This is a genomic window from Actinoplanes italicus (assembly GCF_003001815.1).
In the GTDB taxonomy this organism is placed as follows: Bacteria; Actinomycetota; Actinomycetes; order Mycobacteriales; family Micromonosporaceae; genus Actinoplanes; species Actinoplanes italicus.
In genome coordinates this window covers 371,623-390,397 of the sequence record NZ_PVMZ01000008.1, presented here as the reverse complement: position 1 = coordinate 390,397, position 18,775 = coordinate 371,623, and the positions used below count along the sequence as shown (strand labels likewise).

The 18,775-nt window shown below is 69.9% G+C and carries 21 protein-coding genes; 9 read left to right on the top strand and 12 right to left on the bottom strand.

What is annotated here, in order from left to right; genetic code table 11:
- Positions 1–53 precede the first annotated feature (53 nt).
- Positions 54–1,322: a metallophosphoesterase gene (locus tag CLV67_RS21920; protein WP_428839485.1), complete on the bottom strand. Its 1,269-nt coding sequence runs from the start codon at positions 1,320–1,322 to the stop codon at positions 54–56.
- Positions 1,323–2,169: 847 nt separating this feature from the next.
- Between CLV67_RS21920 and CLV67_RS21915 the strand changes: the two genes are divergently transcribed.
- Positions 2,170–2,979, top strand: a complete 810-nt coding sequence (locus CLV67_RS21915) for a VOC family protein (RefSeq protein ID WP_106321233.1) — start codon at positions 2,170–2,172, stop codon at positions 2,977–2,979.
- 203 nt (positions 2,980–3,182) lie between these two features.
- Here CLV67_RS21915 and CLV67_RS21910 read toward each other — a convergent pair whose 3' ends face one another.
- The 4 genes from CLV67_RS21910 to CLV67_RS21895 form a co-directional block, all read right to left on the bottom strand.
- Positions 3,183–3,743, bottom strand: a complete 561-nt coding sequence (locus tag CLV67_RS21910; protein ID WP_106321231.1) for a DUF6939 family protein — start codon at positions 3,741–3,743, stop codon at positions 3,183–3,185.
- Between the two features lie 39 nt (positions 3,744–3,782).
- Complete coding sequence (locus CLV67_RS21905) at positions 3,783–4,025, bottom strand: MoaD/ThiS family protein (RefSeq protein ID WP_106321229.1); 243 nt, start codon at positions 4,023–4,025, stop codon at positions 3,783–3,785.
- 3 nt (positions 4,026–4,028) lie between these two features.
- On the bottom strand, positions 4,029–5,036 hold the full coding sequence (gene moaA / locus CLV67_RS21900; protein ID WP_239166479.1) for a GTP 3',8-cyclase MoaA: 1,008 nt from the start codon (positions 5,034–5,036) through the stop codon (positions 4,029–4,031).
- A 79-nt stretch (positions 5,037–5,115) separates the two neighbouring features.
- Positions 5,116–6,000: a fructosamine kinase family protein gene (locus tag CLV67_RS21895; RefSeq protein ID WP_106321225.1), complete on the bottom strand. Its 885-nt coding sequence runs from the start codon at positions 5,998–6,000 to the stop codon at positions 5,116–5,118.
- Positions 6,001–6,056: 56 nt separating this feature from the next.
- On the opposite strand from CLV67_RS21895, the gene CLV67_RS21890 reads away from it, so the two are divergent.
- Together CLV67_RS21890 and CLV67_RS21885 are read left to right on the top strand one after the other, a co-directional pair.
- Positions 6,057–6,557 (top strand): GNAT family N-acetyltransferase, encoded by a 501-nt coding sequence (locus CLV67_RS21890; protein WP_106321223.1) that lies wholly within the window; start codon positions 6,057–6,059, stop codon positions 6,555–6,557.
- 112 nt (positions 6,558–6,669) lie between these two features.
- Positions 6,670–7,644 carry a DUF4192 domain-containing protein gene (locus tag CLV67_RS21885; RefSeq protein WP_106321221.1) on the top strand — a complete coding sequence of 325 codons (975 nt, stop codon included), beginning with the start codon at positions 6,670–6,672 and terminating at the stop codon, positions 7,642–7,644.
- Between the two features lie 8 nt (positions 7,645–7,652).
- Here CLV67_RS21885 and CLV67_RS21880 read toward each other — a convergent pair whose 3' ends face one another.
- Positions 7,653–9,293, bottom strand: coding sequence for an alkaline phosphatase D family protein (locus CLV67_RS21880; protein WP_106321219.1), 1,641 nt, complete (start codon positions 9,291–9,293; stop codon positions 7,653–7,655).
- A 38-nt stretch (positions 9,294–9,331) separates the two neighbouring features.
- A complete protein-coding gene (gene fdhD / locus CLV67_RS21875) occupies positions 9,332–10,159 on the bottom strand; it encodes a formate dehydrogenase accessory sulfurtransferase FdhD (protein ID WP_106321217.1) in 828 nt (275 codons plus the stop codon).
- Between the two features lie 82 nt (positions 10,160–10,241).
- Between fdhD and mobA the strand changes: the two genes are divergently transcribed.
- The 3 genes from mobA to CLV67_RS21860 all read left to right on the top strand — a co-directional run bounded on the left by mobA (position 10,242) and on the right by CLV67_RS21860 (position 12,243).
- On the top strand, positions 10,242–10,841 hold the full coding sequence (gene mobA / locus CLV67_RS21870) for a molybdenum cofactor guanylyltransferase (protein ID WP_275414918.1): 600 nt from the start codon (positions 10,242–10,244) through the stop codon (positions 10,839–10,841).
- Positions 10,838–11,068 (top strand): DUF6457 domain-containing protein, encoded by a 231-nt coding sequence (locus CLV67_RS21865; protein WP_106321384.1) that lies wholly within the window; start codon positions 10,838–10,840, stop codon positions 11,066–11,068. Before mobA ends, CLV67_RS21865 begins: the two co-directional genes overlap by 4 nt.
- A 92-nt stretch (positions 11,069–11,160) precedes the next feature.
- Complete coding sequence (locus CLV67_RS21860) at positions 11,161–12,243, top strand: T3SS (YopN, CesT) and YbjN peptide-binding chaperone 1 (protein ID WP_106321215.1); 1,083 nt, start codon at positions 11,161–11,163, stop codon at positions 12,241–12,243.
- Here CLV67_RS21860 and CLV67_RS21855 read toward each other — a convergent pair.
- Positions 12,240–12,701: an Lrp/AsnC family transcriptional regulator gene (locus tag CLV67_RS21855; protein WP_106321213.1), complete on the bottom strand. Its 462-nt coding sequence runs from the start codon at positions 12,699–12,701 to the stop codon at positions 12,240–12,242. The two genes, CLV67_RS21860 and CLV67_RS21855, sit on opposite strands and share 4 nt — an antisense overlap.
- A 77-nt stretch (positions 12,702–12,778) precedes the next feature.
- Between CLV67_RS21855 and ddaH the strand changes: the two genes are divergently transcribed.
- Entirely contained in the window at positions 12,779–13,600 is an 822-nt protein-coding gene (gene ddaH, locus CLV67_RS21850) for a dimethylargininase (protein ID WP_239166486.1), read from the top strand.
- A 52-nt stretch (positions 13,601–13,652) separates the two neighbouring features.
- Entirely contained in the window at positions 13,653–14,216 is a 564-nt protein-coding gene (locus CLV67_RS21845) for a bacterial proteasome activator family protein (protein ID WP_106321209.1), read from the top strand.
- A 292-nt stretch (positions 14,217–14,508) separates the two neighbouring features.
- Here the strand turns inward: CLV67_RS21845 and CLV67_RS21840 are convergent, their stop codons facing one another.
- The 4 genes from CLV67_RS21840 to CLV67_RS21825 all read right to left on the bottom strand — a co-directional run bounded on the left by CLV67_RS21840 (position 14,509) and on the right by CLV67_RS21825 (position 18,222).
- On the bottom strand, positions 14,509–15,303 hold the full coding sequence (locus CLV67_RS21840) for an HAD family hydrolase (protein WP_106321207.1): 795 nt from the start codon (positions 15,301–15,303) through the stop codon (positions 14,509–14,511).
- The gene (locus CLV67_RS21835) at positions 15,303–16,112 is read right to left on the bottom strand and encodes an HAD family hydrolase (protein ID WP_106321205.1); all 810 of its coding nucleotides are present in this window, start codon (positions 16,110–16,112) and stop codon (positions 15,303–15,305) included. Before CLV67_RS21835 ends, CLV67_RS21840 begins: the two co-directional genes overlap by 1 nt.
- 108 nt (positions 16,113–16,220) lie before the next feature.
- Positions 16,221–17,477 (bottom strand): serine--tRNA ligase, encoded by a 1,257-nt coding sequence (serS, locus tag CLV67_RS21830; protein WP_106321203.1) that lies wholly within the window; start codon positions 17,475–17,477, stop codon positions 16,221–16,223.
- A gap of 55 nt (positions 17,478–17,532) precedes the next feature.
- Entirely contained in the window at positions 17,533–18,222 is a 690-nt protein-coding gene (locus CLV67_RS21825) for a hypothetical protein (protein ID WP_106321201.1), read from the bottom strand.
- A gap of 67 nt (positions 18,223–18,289) precedes the next feature.
- Here CLV67_RS21825 and CLV67_RS21820 point away from each other — a divergent pair, with 67 nt between their 5' ends.
- The gene (locus CLV67_RS21820) at positions 18,290–18,718 is read left to right on the top strand and encodes an OsmC family protein (RefSeq protein WP_106321199.1); all 429 of its coding nucleotides are present in this window, start codon (positions 18,290–18,292) and stop codon (positions 18,716–18,718) included.
- The last annotated feature ends 57 nt before the right edge of the window (positions 18,719–18,775 follow it).

The following is an 18,775-nucleotide window of genomic DNA, read 5'->3' as shown; positions in this document are numbered from 1 at the left end:
GTCGGTCTCGCCAAGCTTCGCCACGCTCAAACACACTTACCGATCTTGATGGGTTATGCCACACGCAATTCGATGACCGTGACCTGCGGGGGCGCGCCCACCCGGACCGGCGGACCCCAGAATCCCGCGCCGTTGGTCACGTAAACCGGCACGCCGTCCACCTCCCCGAAGCCGGAGACTACCGGCTGCTGGAGTTTCACGAGCATGTTGAACGGGGCCATCTGACCGCCGTGCGTGTGACCCGACACCTGAAGGTCCACCCCGTACGGCGCCGCCTCCCGCGCCGCGACCGGCTGGTGGGCCATCAGGACGACCGGACGGTTGGTGTCCCGGTCGCCGAGCGCACGGGCGAAGTCCGGGGCGTCGCCCTGCTGCTCGCCGGTCAGGTCGTTCACCCCGGCCAGGTCGAGTCCGTTGATCTCGACCCGCTCGTTGCGCAGCGGCCGGATCCCCAGCCGGGCCACCTCGTCGATCCACTCCTCGGCACCGGAGTAGTACTCGTGGTTGCCGGTCACGAAGAACGCACCGTGCCGGGACTCGATGCCGGCCAGCGGCGCGGCGAATCGTCCCAGCTCGGCCACGCTGCCGTCGACCAGGTCACCGACGACGCAGACCAGGTCGGCGTTCACCGAGTTGATGACCCGGACGATCCGGCGGGCATGGTCGACCCCGGTCAGCGGCCCGATGTGGATGTCGGACACGACCGCCAGCCGGGTGCCGTCCATCGCCCGTGGCAGCTTGGCGATCGGAATCCGGACCCGGTCGATCTGCGGCGCGCCGGTGGCCGTCTTCACGCCGTAGCCGGTGATGCCGGCGGCGGTCAGGCCCGCGAAGATCGCGGTGCCCCGGGCGATCAGCAGGCGGCGCTCGATGCCGCGCTTCTCCGAGTCTGCGCTCGCACCGTCGGCGCCCCCGTCGGACGCGCCCGGCGTTCCGCCAGCCGCCCCCGTGACCGGTGGGACCGACCCGCCGAGGCCGGTGTCCGCCGCCCTGCTGACGCCACCGGCGGCAGGCTGGGCAAGAGCACCGTCCTTACCTGCGCGGACGATGCTCGCGGGCGCGGCCGCAGCCGTGACGGCCGTGGCGGTGCCCGCTTCACGGACGGCAGGGCTGCCATCGGTCGGGACATCCTTGGCGGTTCCCGGCCCGCGGACGGCAGGGCTGCCATCGGTCGGGACATCCTTGGCGGTTCCCGGCTCGCGGACGGCAGGGCTGCCATCGGTCGGGACATCGTTGGCGGTACGGGAGGAGCCGGCCCACAGGCGCAACGTCAGCAGCCGTGGGATCTCCAGCACCAGGAGCGTGACGAGCAGGTAGAACATCAGGGCGACCCACAGATAGCCCGGCCACGACAGCCACTGGAAGTAGCCGGCGCGAACCCCGATGAGGGTCGCCGGGACCAGAGCGAACAGCACCACGGCCAGCACCGTCCCGGCCCGCCGCCCCAGCCCGGGCCGCAGTGGGTCACGGACCAGCCGCTTCCAGAGGTAGAAGTGGATCAGGCCGATGGTCAGCAGGACCACCGCGAAGAACACCAACAAACGAACCCTCCCCAGCCGTTCACTCCCGTGGGCGAGCCCTCACCCTGCCTGACCAAGTGTCCCCGACCGCCCGAACCCGCCACCGCAGACGGCCCACCTCCTCCTCAGCGCCGTCTCAGCATCCCTGTGCCTCCGCCGCGCCGCCGCACGATCGGACTGCTTCCCGCGCCCTACCAACCTCGCCGCCCCCCAACGCGTGGTGAGTTGCGGTGCTCCGGTGGGCGTACGCCGCCGCGTAGCGGTGCTGGTGCCACGCCTGTGGTGCGTCGGTGGGCGTAGGCCCCGCATAGGGGCATTGGTGGCCAACACGTGTGGTGAGCTGTGGTGCTCGGGTGGGCGTAGGTCGCCGCGTAGCGGTGCTGGTGCCACGCGTGTGGTGAGTTGTGGTGCTCCGGTGGGCGTAGATCACCACACCTTGGTGTTGTTCCGCCCGTGTGGTGATCCGTGGCGTGCCGGTGGGCGCAGGTCACCACGCAGCCAACCAGTGAGGTGGCCGACGCGGCGGTGTGCTGGCTGGTCCGCTGGAATGGCGGTCGGTCGGCGTGGCACCTGCCGGGGTGATTTCCCATCGCGGGGCGGCCGCGTCACCGGGGCGGCAGGCTGACGGGCGATCTGGCAGCCTGGCGGGATGGAGCGGTTTCTGAGCCGGACCGCGGCTTCTGAGGCGGTCGGTGAACAGGGCTGGCGTTTCGTGCTCGGGACGTTGCGGACGTTCGTGGCGGTGGGTTCGCTCGCGGAGGCCGCCGCGGTTGCCGCCTGGGCGGTCGAGGCTTGTGGTGCCGATGCCGACGAGCATCTGCGTCTGGACCTGCGTCCGAAACTGGTCAGCCTCACCCTCAGGCCGCAAGCCTTCGGCGGTGTAACTGCCCGCGATGCAGAACTGGCCCACTCGATCACCGCCGCACTCCAAGCCGTCGGAAGGGAAACGACGCCGGGACCCGGTCTCGGGCGGGCGGCGACGCCGGGACCCGGTCTCGGCCGGGCGGCTACGTCGGGACCCGGTCTTGGCCGGGCGGCGACGTCGGGACCCGATTTCGGCCAGGAGACGACGCCGGGAACCGAGCTGATCGCGCGATCGGTGCAGGAGTGGGAGATCGCGATCGACGCCCTGGATATCGCCTCGGTGCGGCCGTTCTGGAAGGCGGTGCTCGGATACACCGATGAGCCCGGTAAGCACGGACCCGAGGACCGGCTGATCGACCCTCTGCGTCAGGGACCGGCCGTCTGGTTCCAGCGGATGTCGGAGCCTCGGCCGCAGCGTAACCGCGTCCATTTCGACATCAGCGTCCCGCACGACGAGGTGCCGGGGCGTCTGGCCGCGGCGCTCGCCGCCGGCGGCCGGCTTGTCTCCGAAGAACGGGCACCGTCCTTCCGGGTCCTGGCCGACAGTGAGGGCAATGAGGTCTGCATAACGACCTGGCAGGGCCGGGACGCCTGAGATCTCCGGACCCCCACGACGCCGCGTCATGACAGCGACTCAGCGGACCGGCCGCCGAGAAGGTGGCGGGTCACAACAGCCGTTCGGCAGGTCAGTCTGCCGGGCCGCTGGCGGATCACGGCAGCGGCTCGGTGGACCGGCCGCCGAGAAGGTGGCGGGTCACGGCAGCGGCGCGGCGGACCGGCCGCCGAGAACATGGCGGGTCACGACGGGGAGTCGGCGGGCCAGTCACCCCTGAGGTGACGGGCCAGCAGGGCGGCATGCGACAGCGGGCTCGACGTGTCCGCCGGATCGCCGTTGGTCGTGTAGTCGAGCAGGACCACGCCGCGGCCGGCCAGGGCGCGGAGGCGGCCGACCTCGTCGGCCAGCCGGTGCTCCAGCACCCACCGGTAGGCCGGCAGGTAGATCGTGTGCCGGGCGGTCGGATAGTCGAGCAGCGTCTCGCCGTGCAGACCGGCCCGATGACCGCGGACCGGGCCGAGCCGGCGGACCGTGCGTTTGAGCCCGGTCATCGAGGTCACCGCCAGTTTCGCCGGGTCGACGTCGGTCTGCTCGAACACCTTCAGTGCCTGCCAGATCCCCTCGACCGATGCGGCGACGACACCGGGGGTCAACGGCACCGGGATGCCACCGTGCGGAAAGAACGGGCTGAACCGCACCCATGGCTCGGGGCCACGCGAGGTCACGTCGATGACGGTGGCATCCGGAAATGCGGCCCGGACCGACTCCGGTTTCCTGCGGCGACTCGCGACATGAACCTGCATGCCGGAGATGCTGCCGCAGGGGTACGACAAAACCGGCGCTCAGCCCCCGGCGAAGGGCGGCAGGATGTCGACGGTCACACCGTCCGCCAGAGCCGCCGACCGGTCGTGGCAGGTCAGGCCGTCGACCAGGAAGCTGGCCGCTTTCAGGACGACGGCCAGCCGCTCGCCGTGCCGGTCGGTCAGCACCTGGATCAGACCGTCCAGCGTGGCGGCGTCGATCTCCTCGCTGGACGTGCCGCCGGCGGCCGCGCGGGCACCTGCGAAGTAGCGCACCGTGAGCACGGATCAGCCTCCGATCGCGGACATGGGGCGTACGGGCTGAAGGAACTTGGGGTCGTCGATGCCGTGACCTGCCCGCTTGCCCCACATGGCGACCCGCCACGCCTCGGCGATCTCCGCGTCGGATGCGCCACCGCGGAGCAGTTTGCGCAGGTCGCTCTCCTCGGTCGCGAAGAGGCAGTTGCGCACCTGGCCGTCGGCGGTGAGCCGGGTTCGGTCGCAGTCGCCGCAGAACGGTCGGGTCACACTCGCGATGACGCCCACCCGGGCCGGCTCGCCGGCGGCGTCGACATGGCCGGGGACCAGCCAGGTCTCGGCCGGCGCTGTTCCACGTGAAACATTGTCCGGCTCCAGGCCGAACGGCTCCAGCGCGGCCAGGATCTCCTCGGCCGTGACCATCTCGTGGCGATCCCACTGGTGCTGGGCGTCGAGCGGCATCTGCTCGATGAACCGGAGCTGGTAACCGTGCTCCAGCGCGAACCGCAGGAGCGCCGGCGCCTCGTCGTCGTTGACCCCGCGCATCAGGACCGTATTGATCTTCACGGGGGTGAGACCGGCGGCGGCCGCGGCCCGTAGGCCGGCCAGCACGTCGGAATGCCGGTCGCGCAGGGTGAGCGTGTGGAACCGGACCGGGTCGAGCGTGTCGAGCGACACGTTCACACGGTCGAGGCCGGCCTCACGCAGCGGCACCGCGATCCGGTCGAGGCCGATGCCGTTGGTGGTGACCGACAGTTTCGGGCGTGGCTCCAGGCGGGCGGCCTCGGTGATGATGCTCACCAGGCCCCGCCGGATCAGCGGCTCGCCGCCGGTGAACCGCACCTCGGTGACACCGAGGTGCTCCACCGCGAGCCGGACGAGCCGTTTCACCTCGTCATCGGTGAGTTGCTGAGGCTGCGGCATCCACGCCAGGCCCTCGGCCGGCATGCAATACGTGCAGCGCAGATTGCACCGGTCCGTGAGGGAGACACGGAGATCGGTGGCGATGCGACCGAATCGGTCGGCGAGCACGGTCACGCGCGCCGCCTCGGCGGCTCGGCTGATCTCCGGGAGATGCGCACAGATCGAATCTAGCCGCTCGTCACGCTCACTGCCTCTAGGCATATCGACCTGTGGACAACGTGGCGATCGCGTCACGTACCCCGGATCGGTACATCCCGCCGAAGGCAGCGGTGTGGACCAGTAACAGGTGCAGCTTGTGCAGCGGCACTCGCTCCCGCCAGCCGTCGGTCAGGGGCCACTGCTCCTGATAGGCGGCGAGGACCGTGTCCAGGTGCGGCACGCCGCCGAACAGCGCGAGCGTCGCCAGATCGGTCTCCCGATGGCCACCGTGCGCCGCCGGATCGACCAGCCAGGCACGGCCGTCGGCGGCCCACAGCACATTCCCCGGCCACAGGTCGCCGTGGATGCGTGCGGGCGGTTCGCTTCCACCGTACCGATGAATGGTTTGGATGATCTTCTCGATCGATGCGATGTCGGACGCCTCGAGGGCGCCACGATCAACGGAGGTCTTGAGGTACGGAAGAAGGCGCCGTTCCGCGAACCAGGAGTTCCAGGAGTCGCCGGGCGTGTTGTCGAGCGGTAGCGGGCCGATGTGGCCGGGTCGTGTGCCGCCGAAGGAGTCGGCTCCGGTCCGATGCAGCCGAGCCAGGCCGCGCCCGAATTCCTCGGCGGCCCGAGGGGAGGGTTCGCCCGGTTCCACCCACTCCATGGCGAGCAGTTCCGGGAGCGCGACCAGAACCTCGGGCACCGGAACGGCCCCGGCCTCACGCAGCCAGTTCAGTCCGGCCGCTTCGGCGGCGAACATCCCGTCCGGAGCCGGTCCGGAGGGCCAGCTCTTCGCGAAGATCGAGGAGCCGTCGTCGAGGGTCAGCCGGCTCGCCGAACAGACTCCGGAGTGCACCGGAGTCTCGCGAATCCGCTGATGTGTCAGGAATGTCGGGAGATGCTGGGGGTGCGTGCGCAGGTACGCCATGTCCACCCGGTTATCTTGCGCTTCCCGTGACGTACGTCTCCATTCCGAGGCAAGATGGCGATATGACCCCTGTCGTAGTGCGCTCGTACCGGCCGAGTGATCACTCCGCGAGCCGGCGGTTGTGGACGGAACTCACCCGTCAGCACAACGAGATGTACGGCGAGCACAGGGACGACGGCGGCGCGGGCTTCGAGGAGTACCTCACCCGTCTCGACCTGTCCGGACTGTGGGTCGCCGACCATGCCGACGACGGGGTGATCGGGATGGTCGGGCTGATCATGCGCGGGCGGGCCGGAGAGGTCGACCCGGTCGTCGTGACCATCACGCACCGGCACAAGGGCGTCGGGCGCAAGCTGCTTCAGCACGTCGCGGCCGAGGCCAAGCGCCGCAACATGTCCGCGCTGACCATCTCGCCGGAGTCGCGCAACATCGAGGCGATCCGCAGCCTGCACGCCGCCGGGTATGACGTGGTCTCGTCCATCGAGCTCACCATGGATCTGGAGCGGCATACCCATCCCTGGCACCACGGCCTCGAACTGCACGAGTTGCCGTTCCGGTCGTAGAGCTCGTCTACCAGGGGATTCACTTTCCCGTCCTGTGGACGACCCGGCGTGTCGTCCACAGGCTCCGGTCACGGCACGCGGCGAGGATCGCGGGCCGGTCACGCTGCCCGGCATGAAAGCCGAATTCGCCATCCGGAACTTCTCCGAACTCATCGCCGCCGTTCCGTTCCTGCTGGGTTACCACCCGCACTCCGCCGTCACGGTGGTCGGCATGCGTGACCAGGTGATCGACTTCGGTGCCTGCTTCGACCTGCCGCCGCCTGATCTGGGCGAGGCGGCCACGCGGGCAGAGTTCGGCGACGTGGCCGCCACGATCCACCGCCAGGCGCCGGAAACCGTCGTGATCATCGGGTACGGCCCGTCCGGCCTGATCACTCCGGCGGTGTTGCGGACGGCTGAGGCCCTGCTGGCACTCGGCATGCATATCGACGACGTGCTGCGGGTCCACGAGGGGCGATGGTGGTCGTACGCGTGCGACAAGCGCGACTGCTGCCCGCCCGAGGGCACGCCCTGCCTGCCCCCGGACAGCGTGATCGCGACCGAGGCCACCTACCGCGGTGAGGTGGCCCTGCCCAGCCGCGCCGATCTGATCGCCCTGGTGGCGCCGGTGGATGGTGCGGCTCGGCAGGCGATGACGGCGGCCACCGACCGGGCACGCAGCCGATTCGCCGATCTCGTGACCGAGTCGGTGGACTCGAAACGGCTCAGGCGGGAAGGCCGTCTCGCCGTGCGCGAGGCCGAGAAGCGGTATCGCTCCGGCGGCACGCTGACCGACGACGAGACGGCCTGGCTGGGTGTGCTGCTGGCCGACCCGAAGCTGGAGGACTACGCCGTCGACCGGGCAGGCCCGCAGGAGTGGCGGATCCGGCTCTGGACCGAGGTCCTGCGCCGGGTCGAGCCGGTCCACGTGCCCGCGCCGGCCTGCCTGCTCGGGTACACCGCCTGGATGCTGGGCCGCGGCGCGCTGGCCCGGGTGGCCGTTGACCGGGCCCTGGCAGCCGAGCCCGGTCACGAGCTGTCCGACCTGCTGCACCGGGTGATCGGGTTCGCGATCTCACCCGAGCTGGTGCGGCGACTGCGGCGATGACCGGTGGATCAGGGCCGCTCGGTCTCCTGCCGGACGGTCTCCGCACCGAGATCAGCCGGCGCGGCCGACGACCGCAGCGCCGGAGAGGGCGTGGGAGTGTCGGCGACCTGGTGCAGGCCCGGCACCCGGTCCTCGATCACGAACGAGGCCCGGGTGTGCGCCGGCGCCCCGGCGGTCGTCACGTACGGCAGCACCACGAAGTCGGCGGTCAGCGCCTCCCCGGTGATCCGTGTCCGGACGTAACCGCGCTGGTTGTTGTAAAAGCGCAGGTGCGGGTTCCAGGCCGCCCAGCTGTGGTTGCCGCTCGCCACGTCGGCGCCGTCACCACCCGAGGTGATCGACGAGCAGACCAGCTCCGTGCCGACGGTCCGCGAGGCCGGGTCGTTCCAGTCCAGCTTCAGCTCGTCGGCCCAGTGCGCGTGCACGTCGCCGGTGAGCACGACCGGGTTGCGGACCCCGGCGTCCACCCAGCCACGGGTGATCCGGTCCCGCGACCCCTGGTACCCGTCCCACGAGTCCATGCTGAGCACCTTCTGCGGACCGGAGTTGTTGTCCCGCTGCCCGAAGAAGACCTGCTGGCCGAGGATGTCCCAGCGGGCGGTCGAACGGCGGAAACCGTCGAGCAGCCACGCCTCCTGCTCGGCGCCCGTGATGCTGCGGGCCGGGTCGGACGCGGCCGGACAGTCCTTGTAACCGTCGCCGCAACCCTGGTCGTCGCGGTACTGCCGGGTGTCGAGCATGTGGAACGTGGCGAGCCTGCCCCAGTGCAGCCGCCGGTACAGCTGCATGTCGATGCCGCGCGGGATCGAGGTGCGCCGCAACGGCATGTTCTCGTAGTACGCCTGGAACGCGGCGGCACGGCGGACCAGGAAGTTCGGATCGGCCTGCTCGGGCACCTCGTCGGCCCAGTTGTTCTCGGTCTCGTGGTCGTCCCACACCACCGCCCAGGGCGCGGCCGCGTGGGCGGCCTGCAGGTCCGGGTCGGTCTTGTACTGGGCGTGCCGCTGCCGGTAATTCGCCAGCGTCACGGTCTCGGGGCCCTGGTGGTCGCGCGGGTTGCCACCCGGGATGTTGTAGGTGTCCGGCGCGTATTCGTACTGGTAGTCGCCCAGGTGCAGGATCAGGTCCGGTTCGTCCTCGGCCAGCCGGCGGTACGCGGTGAAGTATCCGTGCTCGTACTGGGAGCAGGAGACGAACGACATGGCCAGGGTGAGATCACGGGCCCATCGCGGTGGCGCGGTGCGGGTGCGGCCCACCGGCGAGACGTACCGCTCGGTGCGGAACCGGTAGAAGAACTCCCGGCCCGGTGCCAGGCCGTCGAGTTCGACGTGCACGCTGTGCCCCCGGTCCGGGCGAGCCTGCACGACACCGCGGCGAACGACCTTGCGGAAACGTTCGTCGGCGGCGAGTTCCCAGATCACCGGCACGGTGCGGTACGGCATGCCGCCGAGCCCGTCGTCGGCGAGCGGCGCGACGGCGAGACGGGTCCAGAGCACTACGCCGTCAGGAGACGGGTCACCGGAGGCGACGCCGAGGGTGAACGGGTCGGCTCGCAGCGGGCCGCGGTACGGCGTGGCGGCGGCGGTCAGCGGAATCACGGTGGCGGCACCGGCCGCCGAGGTCAGCAGAATGCGACGCGATATCGGCATGCGTCGAAGCGTTGGAGATGCGGGTGAACAACAGCTGGTCAGACGGTGACGCGATGCGCTCCGGCATAGATGTTCATCTTCGGTTCGCGGAGGAATCCGACAAGCGTCATTCCGGATTCCTCCGCCAGCTCGACAGCGAGCGTGCTGGGTGCGGATACCGCCGCCAGCATCGGCAGCCCGGCCATCCAGGCCTTCTGGGTCAGTTCGAAACTGGCCCGCCCGGAGACCAGCAGCACGTGCCCGGCCAGCGGCAGTCTGCCCTCGCGCAGCGCCCAGCCGAGCACCTTGTCGACCGCGTTGTGCCGGCCCACGTCCTCGCGCAGCACCAGCAGATCACCGTCGGCGGTGAAGAGCCCGGCCGCGTGCAGGCCGCCGGTGCGGTCGAAGGCGCGCTGGGCGGCACGCAGCCGCGCCGGCATCGCGGCCAGCGTGCGGGCCGGGATCTCCAGCGGGTCGGTGGAGACGTCGAAGCGCGACCTGGTCCGTACCGCGTCGATGCTGGCCTTGCCGCAGACCCCGCACGAGCTGGTGGTGTAGAAGTTGCGGGTCGGGTCGGTGACCGGCGGTGGCACGTTCGGGTCGAGGACCACGTCCACCACGTTGTACGTGTTCGGGGTGTCGGTCCCGGCGCACAGCTGGGCCGTCGTCACGTCCGATGCGACTCCGATCACACCTTCGCTGAGCAGGAACCCCATCGCGAGGTCGATGTCGTGACCCGGTGTGCGCATGGTCACGGCGAGCGGCTTCTTCCGGACCCGGATCTCCAGCGGCTCCTCTGCTGCCAGGTGATCCTGACGGCTCCGGATGCCGGGCGACGAGCTCACATCGATGCTGACCACCGTGCGACGCGTCGTGGAGCGACTCATAACGGGAGCTTACGGGGTCCCCCGAAGGCGTCGAACCGAGCGCGTGGTCACACCCGCCACCCACTCGGGATACGGTACTCACGTGGGGGGATTCGCTGCGGTGGTCTTGGCCGGTGGTGCGGCACGGCGGATGGGTGGTGCCGACAAGCCGACCCTTACGGTGGCCGGGCAGTCGATGCTCACCCGGGTGCTGGCGGCGGTGCACGACGCCGACCCGCGCGTCGTGGTCGGGCGGATACCCTCCGACTTCCCGGTTCCGGTGCACGTCACCCGTGAGGAACCCGCTGGTGGCGGGCCTGTCGCGGCCGCTTCGGCGGGGCTCGCCCTGGTGCCCGAGCGGGTCACCTACACCGCGCTGCTGGCCGCCGATCTGCCGCTGCTGACCGGCGAGGCGATCGACGTGCTGCGCCTGACCCTCGAGTCGGCCCCCATGGACGGCGCCGTCTACCGGGACACCGACGGGCACCTGCAGCTGCTCTGCGGGGTGTGGCGCACGGCCGGGCTGCGGACCGCGCTCGCACGCGTCGCCGAGACCCGCGGCGGTCTGCACGGCGCGCCGGTCCGGGCGCTGCTGGAGCATTCCCGGGTGGCCGAGGTCTCCTGGCGCCGGCCGGGGCCGCCGCCGTGGTTCGACTGCGACACCGACGACGATCTGCGCACCGCTGAGGAGTGGGCCCGATGAGCGAGATGGACGACTGGGTCGCCGAGGTCGCCGCCGAGCTCGAGCTCGACGTCACCGACGTGCCGGTCAAGCAGGTCCTCGACGTGGCCCGCGATGTGGCGCACAACGTCCTGCGGCCGGGGGCGCCGGTTTCGGCGTACCTTCTCGGCCTGGCCGTGGCGGCCGGTGCCGATCCCGCCGAGGCGGCCGCGAAGATCAGCGCACTGGCCCTCCGTAAGGCCGCTTAGAGCGTTCCACGCTGGACGGATGAGGCCAGGTGTGGGACGGGCGTTCGCGGCCCGCCGTCGCTCGATAGGGTGACGGGAACGGAGGTGCGATCATGACGGCAGAAGGCGCCGCTAGCGAGACGTTCGAAGGCGGTTTGCTCGACGAGCCGACCACGGCCGATCTACGGGCCAAGGTCACCCAGGCGTGGCGTGAGTTCGCCGGTTCGCTGGGCGGCCTGCTGCCGACCCTGGAGCCGGACTCGCACGTCGACCTCACCCTCGATCCCACCGCCTCCGGCACCGGCACCGCGGTCTACTCGGTCAGCATCCGGGTCCTGCCGGACGGTGTCATCGAGGCACTGGCCGTCGGCAACGCGGCGCTCCCGCAGGAGTTCCGGATGGATCGGACCGCCGTCGCCGACATGGTGGCGCTGGGCTGGTCGCCGCCGGGCGTGTTGCCCGGCTCGGGGGACTCGTTCGGCCTACGCTCCTCGCACGACAAGGCGAGCCAGTTCGCCGCCGTCGTCACCCGCACCCTGCGAGACGTCTACGGCGCACCGCACCCGGCCTTCCTGGTCTACCTGGTGCACGACGAGAACGACGAGCCGATCGAGGCCAGCCCGCTCGGCACCGCCCGCCACGAGCCGAGCATCGAGGTGGCGCTGGACGCCCTCGACGAGGCCGGCGCCCTGGAGGCGGCCCTGGCCGGCATCACCGAGGACGTGGTGCCGCTGGAGGAGCGGGTCCGCACGGTCGTGGCCACCATGTCCAAGACGAGCGTCGACCAGCTGCAGGTCGACGCGGACGGCGACATCGGCATCCGGGCCGGTTCCGCGATGGTCTTCGTTCGGGTGCGTGACAACCCGCCCCTGGTCGACGTCTTCTCCCCGATCCTGACCGAGGTCGAGCCGACCGAGCAGCTTTACGTGAAGCTCTCCGAGCTGACCAACCGGATGCCGATCGGCCGGCTTTACTGCGCTCAGGACACGGTCTGGGCGTCGATCCCGGTCTTCGGCCGCAACTTCCAGGCCGTCCACCTGATGCTCGCGATGCAGGTGATGACGGGTCTCGCCGACGAGCTGGACGATCGGCTGCACGGAGAGTTCGGCGGCAAGCGCTTCTTCGGCGAGGGCGACAAGCCGTCCGCGCCGAAGGCCGAGGAGGACGAGGGCCACCGCCCGGGGATGTACCTCTAGTCCGACGGTGCCGGGATCGCGGTCGGTGTCTCCACCAGCCGCGACAGCACGACCATGCTCCGCGTCGAGGTGACGAACGGCTCCGCCCGGAGCCGTTCCAGCGCCTGTTCCAGATGCCCGATGTCGGCCGCACGCAGGTGCACGAGCGCGTCCGCCTGTCCGGACACCGTGTAGGCGCCGACCACTTCGGGATGCCGCCGGGTGGCCACGGTGATCTGTGCCGGTGTGGTGCGCCCGGTGCAGAAGAGCTCGACGAACGCCTCGGTGGTCCAGCCGATCGCGGACGGCTCGATGACGGCTGTGAATCCCTTGATCACACCACTGGATCGAAGTCGGTCGACACGTCGTTTCACGGCCGGGGCGGACAGCGACACCTTGGCGCCGATCTCGGCATACGAAGCGCGGGCATCAGCGACGAGTAACGCAACGATTCGCTGGTCCACGGCGTCCATGTGCAACGATTCGCCTCCGAGGAGCAAGATTTAGAGCTGTTTGCTGCAACCCACCCTACTTACTCTTGAACCTCGTGAGCTACATGGAGCGGTTGCCGCGTAACAGGACATATCTGATGTGTCCGCCCGAGCATTTCACGGTCGAGTACGCCATCAACCCCTGGATGGACACCACTGTCGCGGTCGACGCCGGCCTCGCCCTGAAGCAGTGGGAGCAGCTCCGTACCACCCTGACCGGTCTCGGTCACGTCGTGCACGTCCTCGACCCCGAGCCGGGCCTGCCAGACATGGTCTACTCCGCGAACGGCGCCTTCTCCGTCGACGGCAAGGTCTACGGCGCCCGGTTCCGCTATCCGCAGCGTGCTGCCGAGGCGGTCGCCCACCAGGCCTTCTACCTGGCGGCGGAGAGCTGGAACTTCATCGCTCCGGAGCAGGTCAACGAGGGTGAGGGCGATTTCGCCTACCTGCCGAACGCCTACGGCGGCATCGTCCTGGCCGGCTACGGCTTCCGCACCGACCCGGCCGCGCACGCCGAGGCGCAGGAGGTGCTGGGCCGCCCGGTGATCTCGCTGCGACTGGTCGACCCGGCCTTCTATCACCTGGACACCGCGCTGGCCGCCCTCGACGACCGGCACGTCACCTACTACCCCGGCGCGTTCTCCGAGGCCTCACAGCGGGTGCTCGCCCAGCTCTTCCCGGACGCGGTGATCGCCGACCGGGAGGACGCCGAAGCCTTCGGCCTGAACCTGGTCAGCGACGGTCGGCACGTGATCCTCAACACTGAGGCCGTGGCCATGGGGCACAAGGTGCGCGATGCCGGATACCTCCCGGTTCACGTCGACCTCTCCGAGCTCAAGCGCGGCGGTGGCAGCGTCAAGTGTGCCGTCGCCGAATTGCGTGCCTGAAGCTCACCGACCACACGAGCATCGCTCGAACCCGTGCGCAAAGATGGATCGCATGACCGACGACACCCGCACCACTGAGCACAAGGAAGACGGCTCCGTCATCGTCGTGGGCCCCGACGGCCGCCCGATGGGCACGGTCGAGTCGGACGGCTCGCTCACCCCGGAGGAGCCGGGCAACCTCATCGAGCAGCCCGCGAAGGTCATGCGCATCGGCAGCATGATCAAGCAGCTGCTCGAGGAGGTGCGGGCCGCCCCGCTCGACGAGGCCAGCCGCGGCCGCCTGCGGGAGATCCACCAGCGTTCGATCACCGAGCTCGAGGACGGCCTCGCCCCCGAGCTCCGCGAGGAGCTGGAGCGCCTGTCGCTGCCGTTCGAGGGCGAGACCCCGCCGAGTGAGTCCGAGCTGCGCATCGCCCAGGCTCAGCTCGTCGGCTGGCTGGAGGGCCTCTTCCACGGCATCCAGGCTGCGCTCGTGGCCCAGCAGATGGCCGCCCGCCTGCAGCTCGAGCAGATGCGTGGCGGCGTGCCGGGCCGGCCGGCCCTGCCGATGGGCGGCATCATCCCGGGTAAGCAGGGCCCTGCCGACGGCCTCGGAAATACAGGTCAATACCTCTGATCTCGTACGGCTACGCAGCTCCGCCGGACTACGCCGTCCCGGAGCTCCGAAGCGACGCGGGCGAAACTCACGGCCCCAGCGCCACCGCCGGGGCTGAGGCGGTCCAAGAAGCTACCCCTCCAGCGTGGTGACCTACGGCGCGAATCAGTCCACAGGTCACCACGCACCCCGCGCACCCGAATCGCGTGGTGATTTGCGGCGCGGATCGGCGCGGATCGGACCGTAGGTCACCACGTTGAAGGGCGCGCGGCGGTGCCGGTGACGGATGGGACGGTACGTCAGCCGTACCGGATCAGAGGTTGAAGAGGGACGCCAGGTAATCGGCGACGCCGTCGGCATCGTTGGTGCCGGTCATGTCGTCGGCGATCGCGCGCAGCGCGGGATGAGCGTTGCCGACCGCGACCCCGCGCCCCGCCCAGGTCAGCAGCGGGATGTCGTTGGGCATGTCGCCGAAGGCCACCACCTGATCGGCGGTGACGCCCTCGCGCTCGCAGAACCACGCCAGCCCGGCAGCCTTGGTCACGCCGGCCGCGGAGATCTCCACCAGGGCGGACGACGACGACCGGGTGGCCTCGGCACGGTCACCGAGGGTGCGGCTGACCAGCTCCAGGAAGTCGTCGGGGTCGGCCGTCGACGAGCGGGCCAGCAGCTTGACGGCCGGCACCAAGGTCAGCTCCTCGGGTGCGGCGATGACCCGGACCCGTCGGTCGTGCTCCCAGCGGATCGTCCACGTGTCCTCGTGCAGGAAGGCCCGCCCGTCCTCGACCTCGACGGCCAGCGACACGTCCGGCACGGCGTCGCGCAGCCGCTTGGTCACCTCGAGCAGCAGATCGACCGGCAGCGGCTGGGCCCGTAGCACCTCGTCGGCGTGCGGGTCGTAGATCACCGCGCCGTTGGCGCAGATCGCCGGGAGGGGAGCCGGCAACTGCTCGAAGAGCTGGTCGAGCCAGCGCAGGGGTCGGCCGGTGACGATCACCACCGGAACCGGAACCCGGGCCAGCACATCGAGGGTGCGTGGACTGAGCCTGCGCTCGCTGTTGATCAGCGTGCCGTCGATGTCGGAGGCGACCAGCCGGAAATCTGCCATCACCTGGACAATAGCCGGTCCAGATAGACCGCCACCCCGTCCTGATCATTGGTGAGCGTCACATCGTCCGCGACCGCCAGCAGCGACGGGTGCGCATTGGCGACGGCGACCCGGCCCCAGCCTGCCCAGGCGAACATCGGCAGGTCGTTGGGCATGTCACCGAAGACCAGGACGTCCGACGGGTCGACGCCGACAGCCTCCGCGACCACCGACAGTCCGGTGCCCTTGTCCACGCCGGCCGGGCAGATCTCCACGTAGTCGAGACCGGCCTGGGTGACGGTCGCCAGGTCGGGTGGCACCACCCGCTGGGCGAAGGCGAGCAGCTCGTCGACGTTCAGCGAGAAGGATCGGGCGAACGCCTTGATCACTTCGCCACCGAGGCACTCGGCCCGGCTGCGAGACTCGACGGTGACCGGGTAGCGCCAGGTGGGGTCGTAGTCGCCCCAGAGCGGGGAGTCGTCGTGCTCCAGCGCCTCGAACATCACCGACAGCGGTCCGGCGACCGACTCCAGCGCGCCGAGCGCCTCGCCCAGGGCCTTGCCGGGAATCCGGGCCTGCCGCAGATAGCCGGTGTTCTCGAGGTCGAGCACCCAGCCGCCCTGCGCCAGCACCAGGAAGTCGGCGACGCGGATGTCGTTGCGGGTGAGTGAGGTGAGACGTGGACCGCGGCCGGTGGCGGCCACGATTCGGATACCGGCGGCGCGGACCCGGTCGAGAACCTCATGGGTGTACGAGGAGACCGTGTCGTCGCTGCGAACCAGAGTGCCGTCCAGATCCGTGGCGATCAGCTTGGGGAGCCCAGGCTTCATCGAAACCTCCGTGGGTCGCAAGACCCCCGTGGAGGACGGAAGGAGAACGGTACACCCGATCGGCTACCAGCATCTATGACAACTGGTAGCCGATCGCTTGCGTCTTGGTCAACGAACGGGTTCGAGGACGTCCCGCCCGCCGAGGAACGGCTGGAGCGCCTTGGGCACCCGCACCGAACCGTCCGGCTGCTGGTGGTTCTCCAGGATCGGGATGAGCCATCGGGTGGTCGCGAGCGTCCCGTTCAGCGTCGCCGCGGTCTGCGGCTTGCCGTTCTCGTCGCGGTAGCGGATGTTGAGCCGCCGCGCCTGGAAGGTGGTCGTGTTCGAGGTCGAGGTGACCTCGCGGTACCGGTTCTGCGACGGCACCCACGCCTCGCAGTCGAACTTGCGGACCGCGCTGGATCCGAGGTCGCCGGCCGCCACGTCGATCACCCGGTACGGGATTTCGACCTTGGCCAGCATCTCCTCCTCCATCGCGAGCAGGCGCCGGTGCTCTTCGGCCGCGTCCTCGGGGCGGCAGAAGGAGAACATCTCGACCTTGTCGAACTGGTGAACGCGCAGGATGCCGCGGACGTCCTTGCCGTGCGAGCCGGCCTCGCGCCGGTAGCACGACGACCAGCCGGCGTAGCGGCGCGGACCGTCGAGGTCGAGGATCTCGTTCGAGTGGTACGCCGCGAGCGCGACCTCCGAGGTGCCGACCAGATACAGGTCGTCGGCCTCGAGCCGGTAGACCTCGCTGGCGTGCGCGCCCAGGTAGCCGGTGCCCTCCATCGACTCGGGCCGGACCAGGGTCGGCGTGATCGACGGGATGAAGCCGTGCTCGACGGCCTGCTGGATGGCGAGCTGGAGCATGCCGAGCTGGAGCAGGGCACCCACACCGGTCAGGAAGTAGAACCGCGACCCGGACACCTTGGCGCCACGCTCGGTGTCGATCGCGCGCAGCGCCTCACCGATCTCCAGGTGGTCCTTCGGGTTGTCGATCCGCGGGATGTCACCGACCTCACGCAGTACGACGAAGTCGTCCTCACCGCCGGGCGGCGCGCCCTCGACCACGTTCGACACGGCCAGGTGGGCGCGCTTGAGCGCCTGCTCGGCCTCGCCGGCGGCGGCCTCGGCGGCCTTGACTTCAACGGCGAGGTCTTTGGTACGCGCGAGCAGCGCGGCCCGCTCGTCGCCGGAAGCTCTCGCGACCTCCTTGCCGATGGACTTCTGCTCCGCCCGGACCGTCTCGAACCGCTGGGTGGCGGCCCGGCGCTCCTCGTCGGCACGCAGCAGGGCGTCCACGAGCTCGGTGGACTCACCGCGCAGCCGCTGGCTCGCGCGGATCAGGTCGGGGTCTTCACGAAGCAGACGCAGGTCAATCACGGTTGTCGAGCCTACCGGCGTCCCGGTCCGATCATCACCCGGATATCCCCCGGTGTCACGATCGGTGTGGCTGGTCCAGCTCGCCGGGGAATCGGGCGAACGGCGCGGCCGGTGTGATGCTCAGATCGAGTGGGTCGTCGTGGTCGTTCTGTACCGTTTCGACAGATTTCTGCGGCGTTCCGGTGGCCCGCGGGCCGAGCCAGAGCGTGATCAGTGCGGCGACCACCGCGGCGAGCGCGCACCACAGGCCACGCCCGTGCGCCATCCGCATCGAGTCCAGCTCGGCCGTGTAGTACTGCGGGATCATGACACTCGTCGTGTTCAGATGCTGAACCAGCGCCATGATCAGGGCAAGTAGGACACCCCCGAGGGCGAAACCGGCCAACCGGGCGTACGGCCTGCCGGGCGCCGGACCGAAAAGGGTCAGCACGATCGTCACCGCCACCAGCGACAGTCCGCCCAGATAGCCGCCGCCGACCCCGCCGAGGTCGAGCAGCCTGGTGAGCAGAATCGTCTCCACGCCCAGGCCGTCGGCGTCGAACATCAGCCCGTCGATGGTGGTCGTCTGCCACTCGGAGATCAGCGACCCGAACGCCGCGACCGCACCCAGCCCTGCGACCAGCACCGGTAGCCGCCGGTCGCGCGCCAGGCCGCGGAGGAACCGCTGGCGGGCCGATTCGGTACCGGCACCGTCGTCGTCACCGAAGGTGATCACCGACTCGGGATGTGGGTCGTCCTGCGCCATGGGAACCATGATGACCCCTCGCCCGGTCTGCGAACCATCGAGCGAGATATCGGATAGCGTTCTGGACATGCCTATTCGTTCTTCTTCTGCCCGCTGGGAAGGGAACCTCACCGAGGGTTCCGGCACTGTCAAGACCGGCAAGGGTGGCCTCCAGGGCGCCTACTCCTTCAAGTCGCGCTTCGAGGAGGGCGAGGGGACCAACCCCGAGGAACTCATCGCGGCCGCGCACGCCGGCTGCTTCTCGATGGCCTTCTCGAAGGGCCTCGCCGACGCGGGCTTCACGCCCACCTCGGTGGAGACGGTCGCGAAGGTGCATCTCGACAAGACCGACGCCGGCTTCGGCGTCAGCCGTATCGACCTGGAGACCGTCGGCGACGTCCCCGGCATCGACGACGCGAAATTCCAGGAGCTCGCCGTCGGCGCCAAGGAGAACTGCCCGATCTCGCGCCTGCTCAGCCCGGGCGCCGAGATCAGCCTGGTCGCCAAGCTCGTCTGATCCGTCACCGATCCCGGCGCGGCCTTCCTCGGGCCGTGCCGGTGATCCGGGCACAAT

Bases quoted from the DNA above. Each gene is read 5' to 3' on its own strand.
- fdhD (WP_106321217.1), bottom strand. From the start codon at position 10,159: ATGAGTCGCTCCACGACGCGTCGCACGGTGGTCAGCATCGATGTGAGC.
- CLV67_RS21880 (WP_106321219.1), bottom strand. From the start codon at position 9,293: ATGCCGATATCGCGTCGCATTCTGCTGACCTCGGCGGCCGGTGCCGCC.
- ddaH (WP_239166486.1), top strand. From the start codon at position 12,779: ATGGAGCGGTTGCCGCGTAACAGGACATATCTGATGTGTCCGCCCGAG.
- CLV67_RS21820 (WP_106321199.1), top strand. From the start codon at position 18,290: ATGCCTATTCGTTCTTCTTCTGCCCGCTGGGAAGGGAACCTCACCGAG.
- CLV67_RS21825 (WP_106321201.1), bottom strand. From the start codon at position 18,222: ATGGCGCAGGACGACCCACATCCCGAGTCGGTGATCACCTTCGGTGAC.
- CLV67_RS21835 (WP_106321205.1), bottom strand. From the start codon at position 16,112: ATGAAGCCTGGGCTCCCCAAGCTGATCGCCACGGATCTGGACGGCACT.
- CLV67_RS21860 (WP_106321215.1), top strand. From the start codon at position 11,161: ATGACGGCAGAAGGCGCCGCTAGCGAGACGTTCGAAGGCGGTTTGCTC.
- CLV67_RS21920 (WP_428839485.1), bottom strand. From the start codon at position 1,322: ATGTTCTACCTGCTCGTCACGCTCCTGGTGCTGGAGATCCCACGGCTG.
- CLV67_RS21865 (WP_106321384.1), top strand. From the start codon at position 10,838: ATGAGCGAGATGGACGACTGGGTCGCCGAGGTCGCCGCCGAGCTCGAG.
- CLV67_RS21845 (WP_106321209.1), top strand. From the start codon at position 13,653: ATGACCGACGACACCCGCACCACTGAGCACAAGGAAGACGGCTCCGTC.
- CLV67_RS21890 (WP_106321223.1), top strand. From the start codon at position 6,057: ATGACCCCTGTCGTAGTGCGCTCGTACCGGCCGAGTGATCACTCCGCG.
- CLV67_RS21885 (WP_106321221.1), top strand. From the start codon at position 6,670: ATGAAAGCCGAATTCGCCATCCGGAACTTCTCCGAACTCATCGCCGCC.
- CLV67_RS21915 (WP_106321233.1), top strand. From the start codon at position 2,170: ATGGAGCGGTTTCTGAGCCGGACCGCGGCTTCTGAGGCGGTCGGTGAA.
- CLV67_RS21910 (WP_106321231.1), bottom strand. From the start codon at position 3,743: ATGCAGGTTCATGTCGCGAGTCGCCGCAGGAAACCGGAGTCGGTCCGG.
- CLV67_RS21840 (WP_106321207.1), bottom strand. From the start codon at position 15,303: ATGGCAGATTTCCGGCTGGTCGCCTCCGACATCGACGGCACGCTGATC.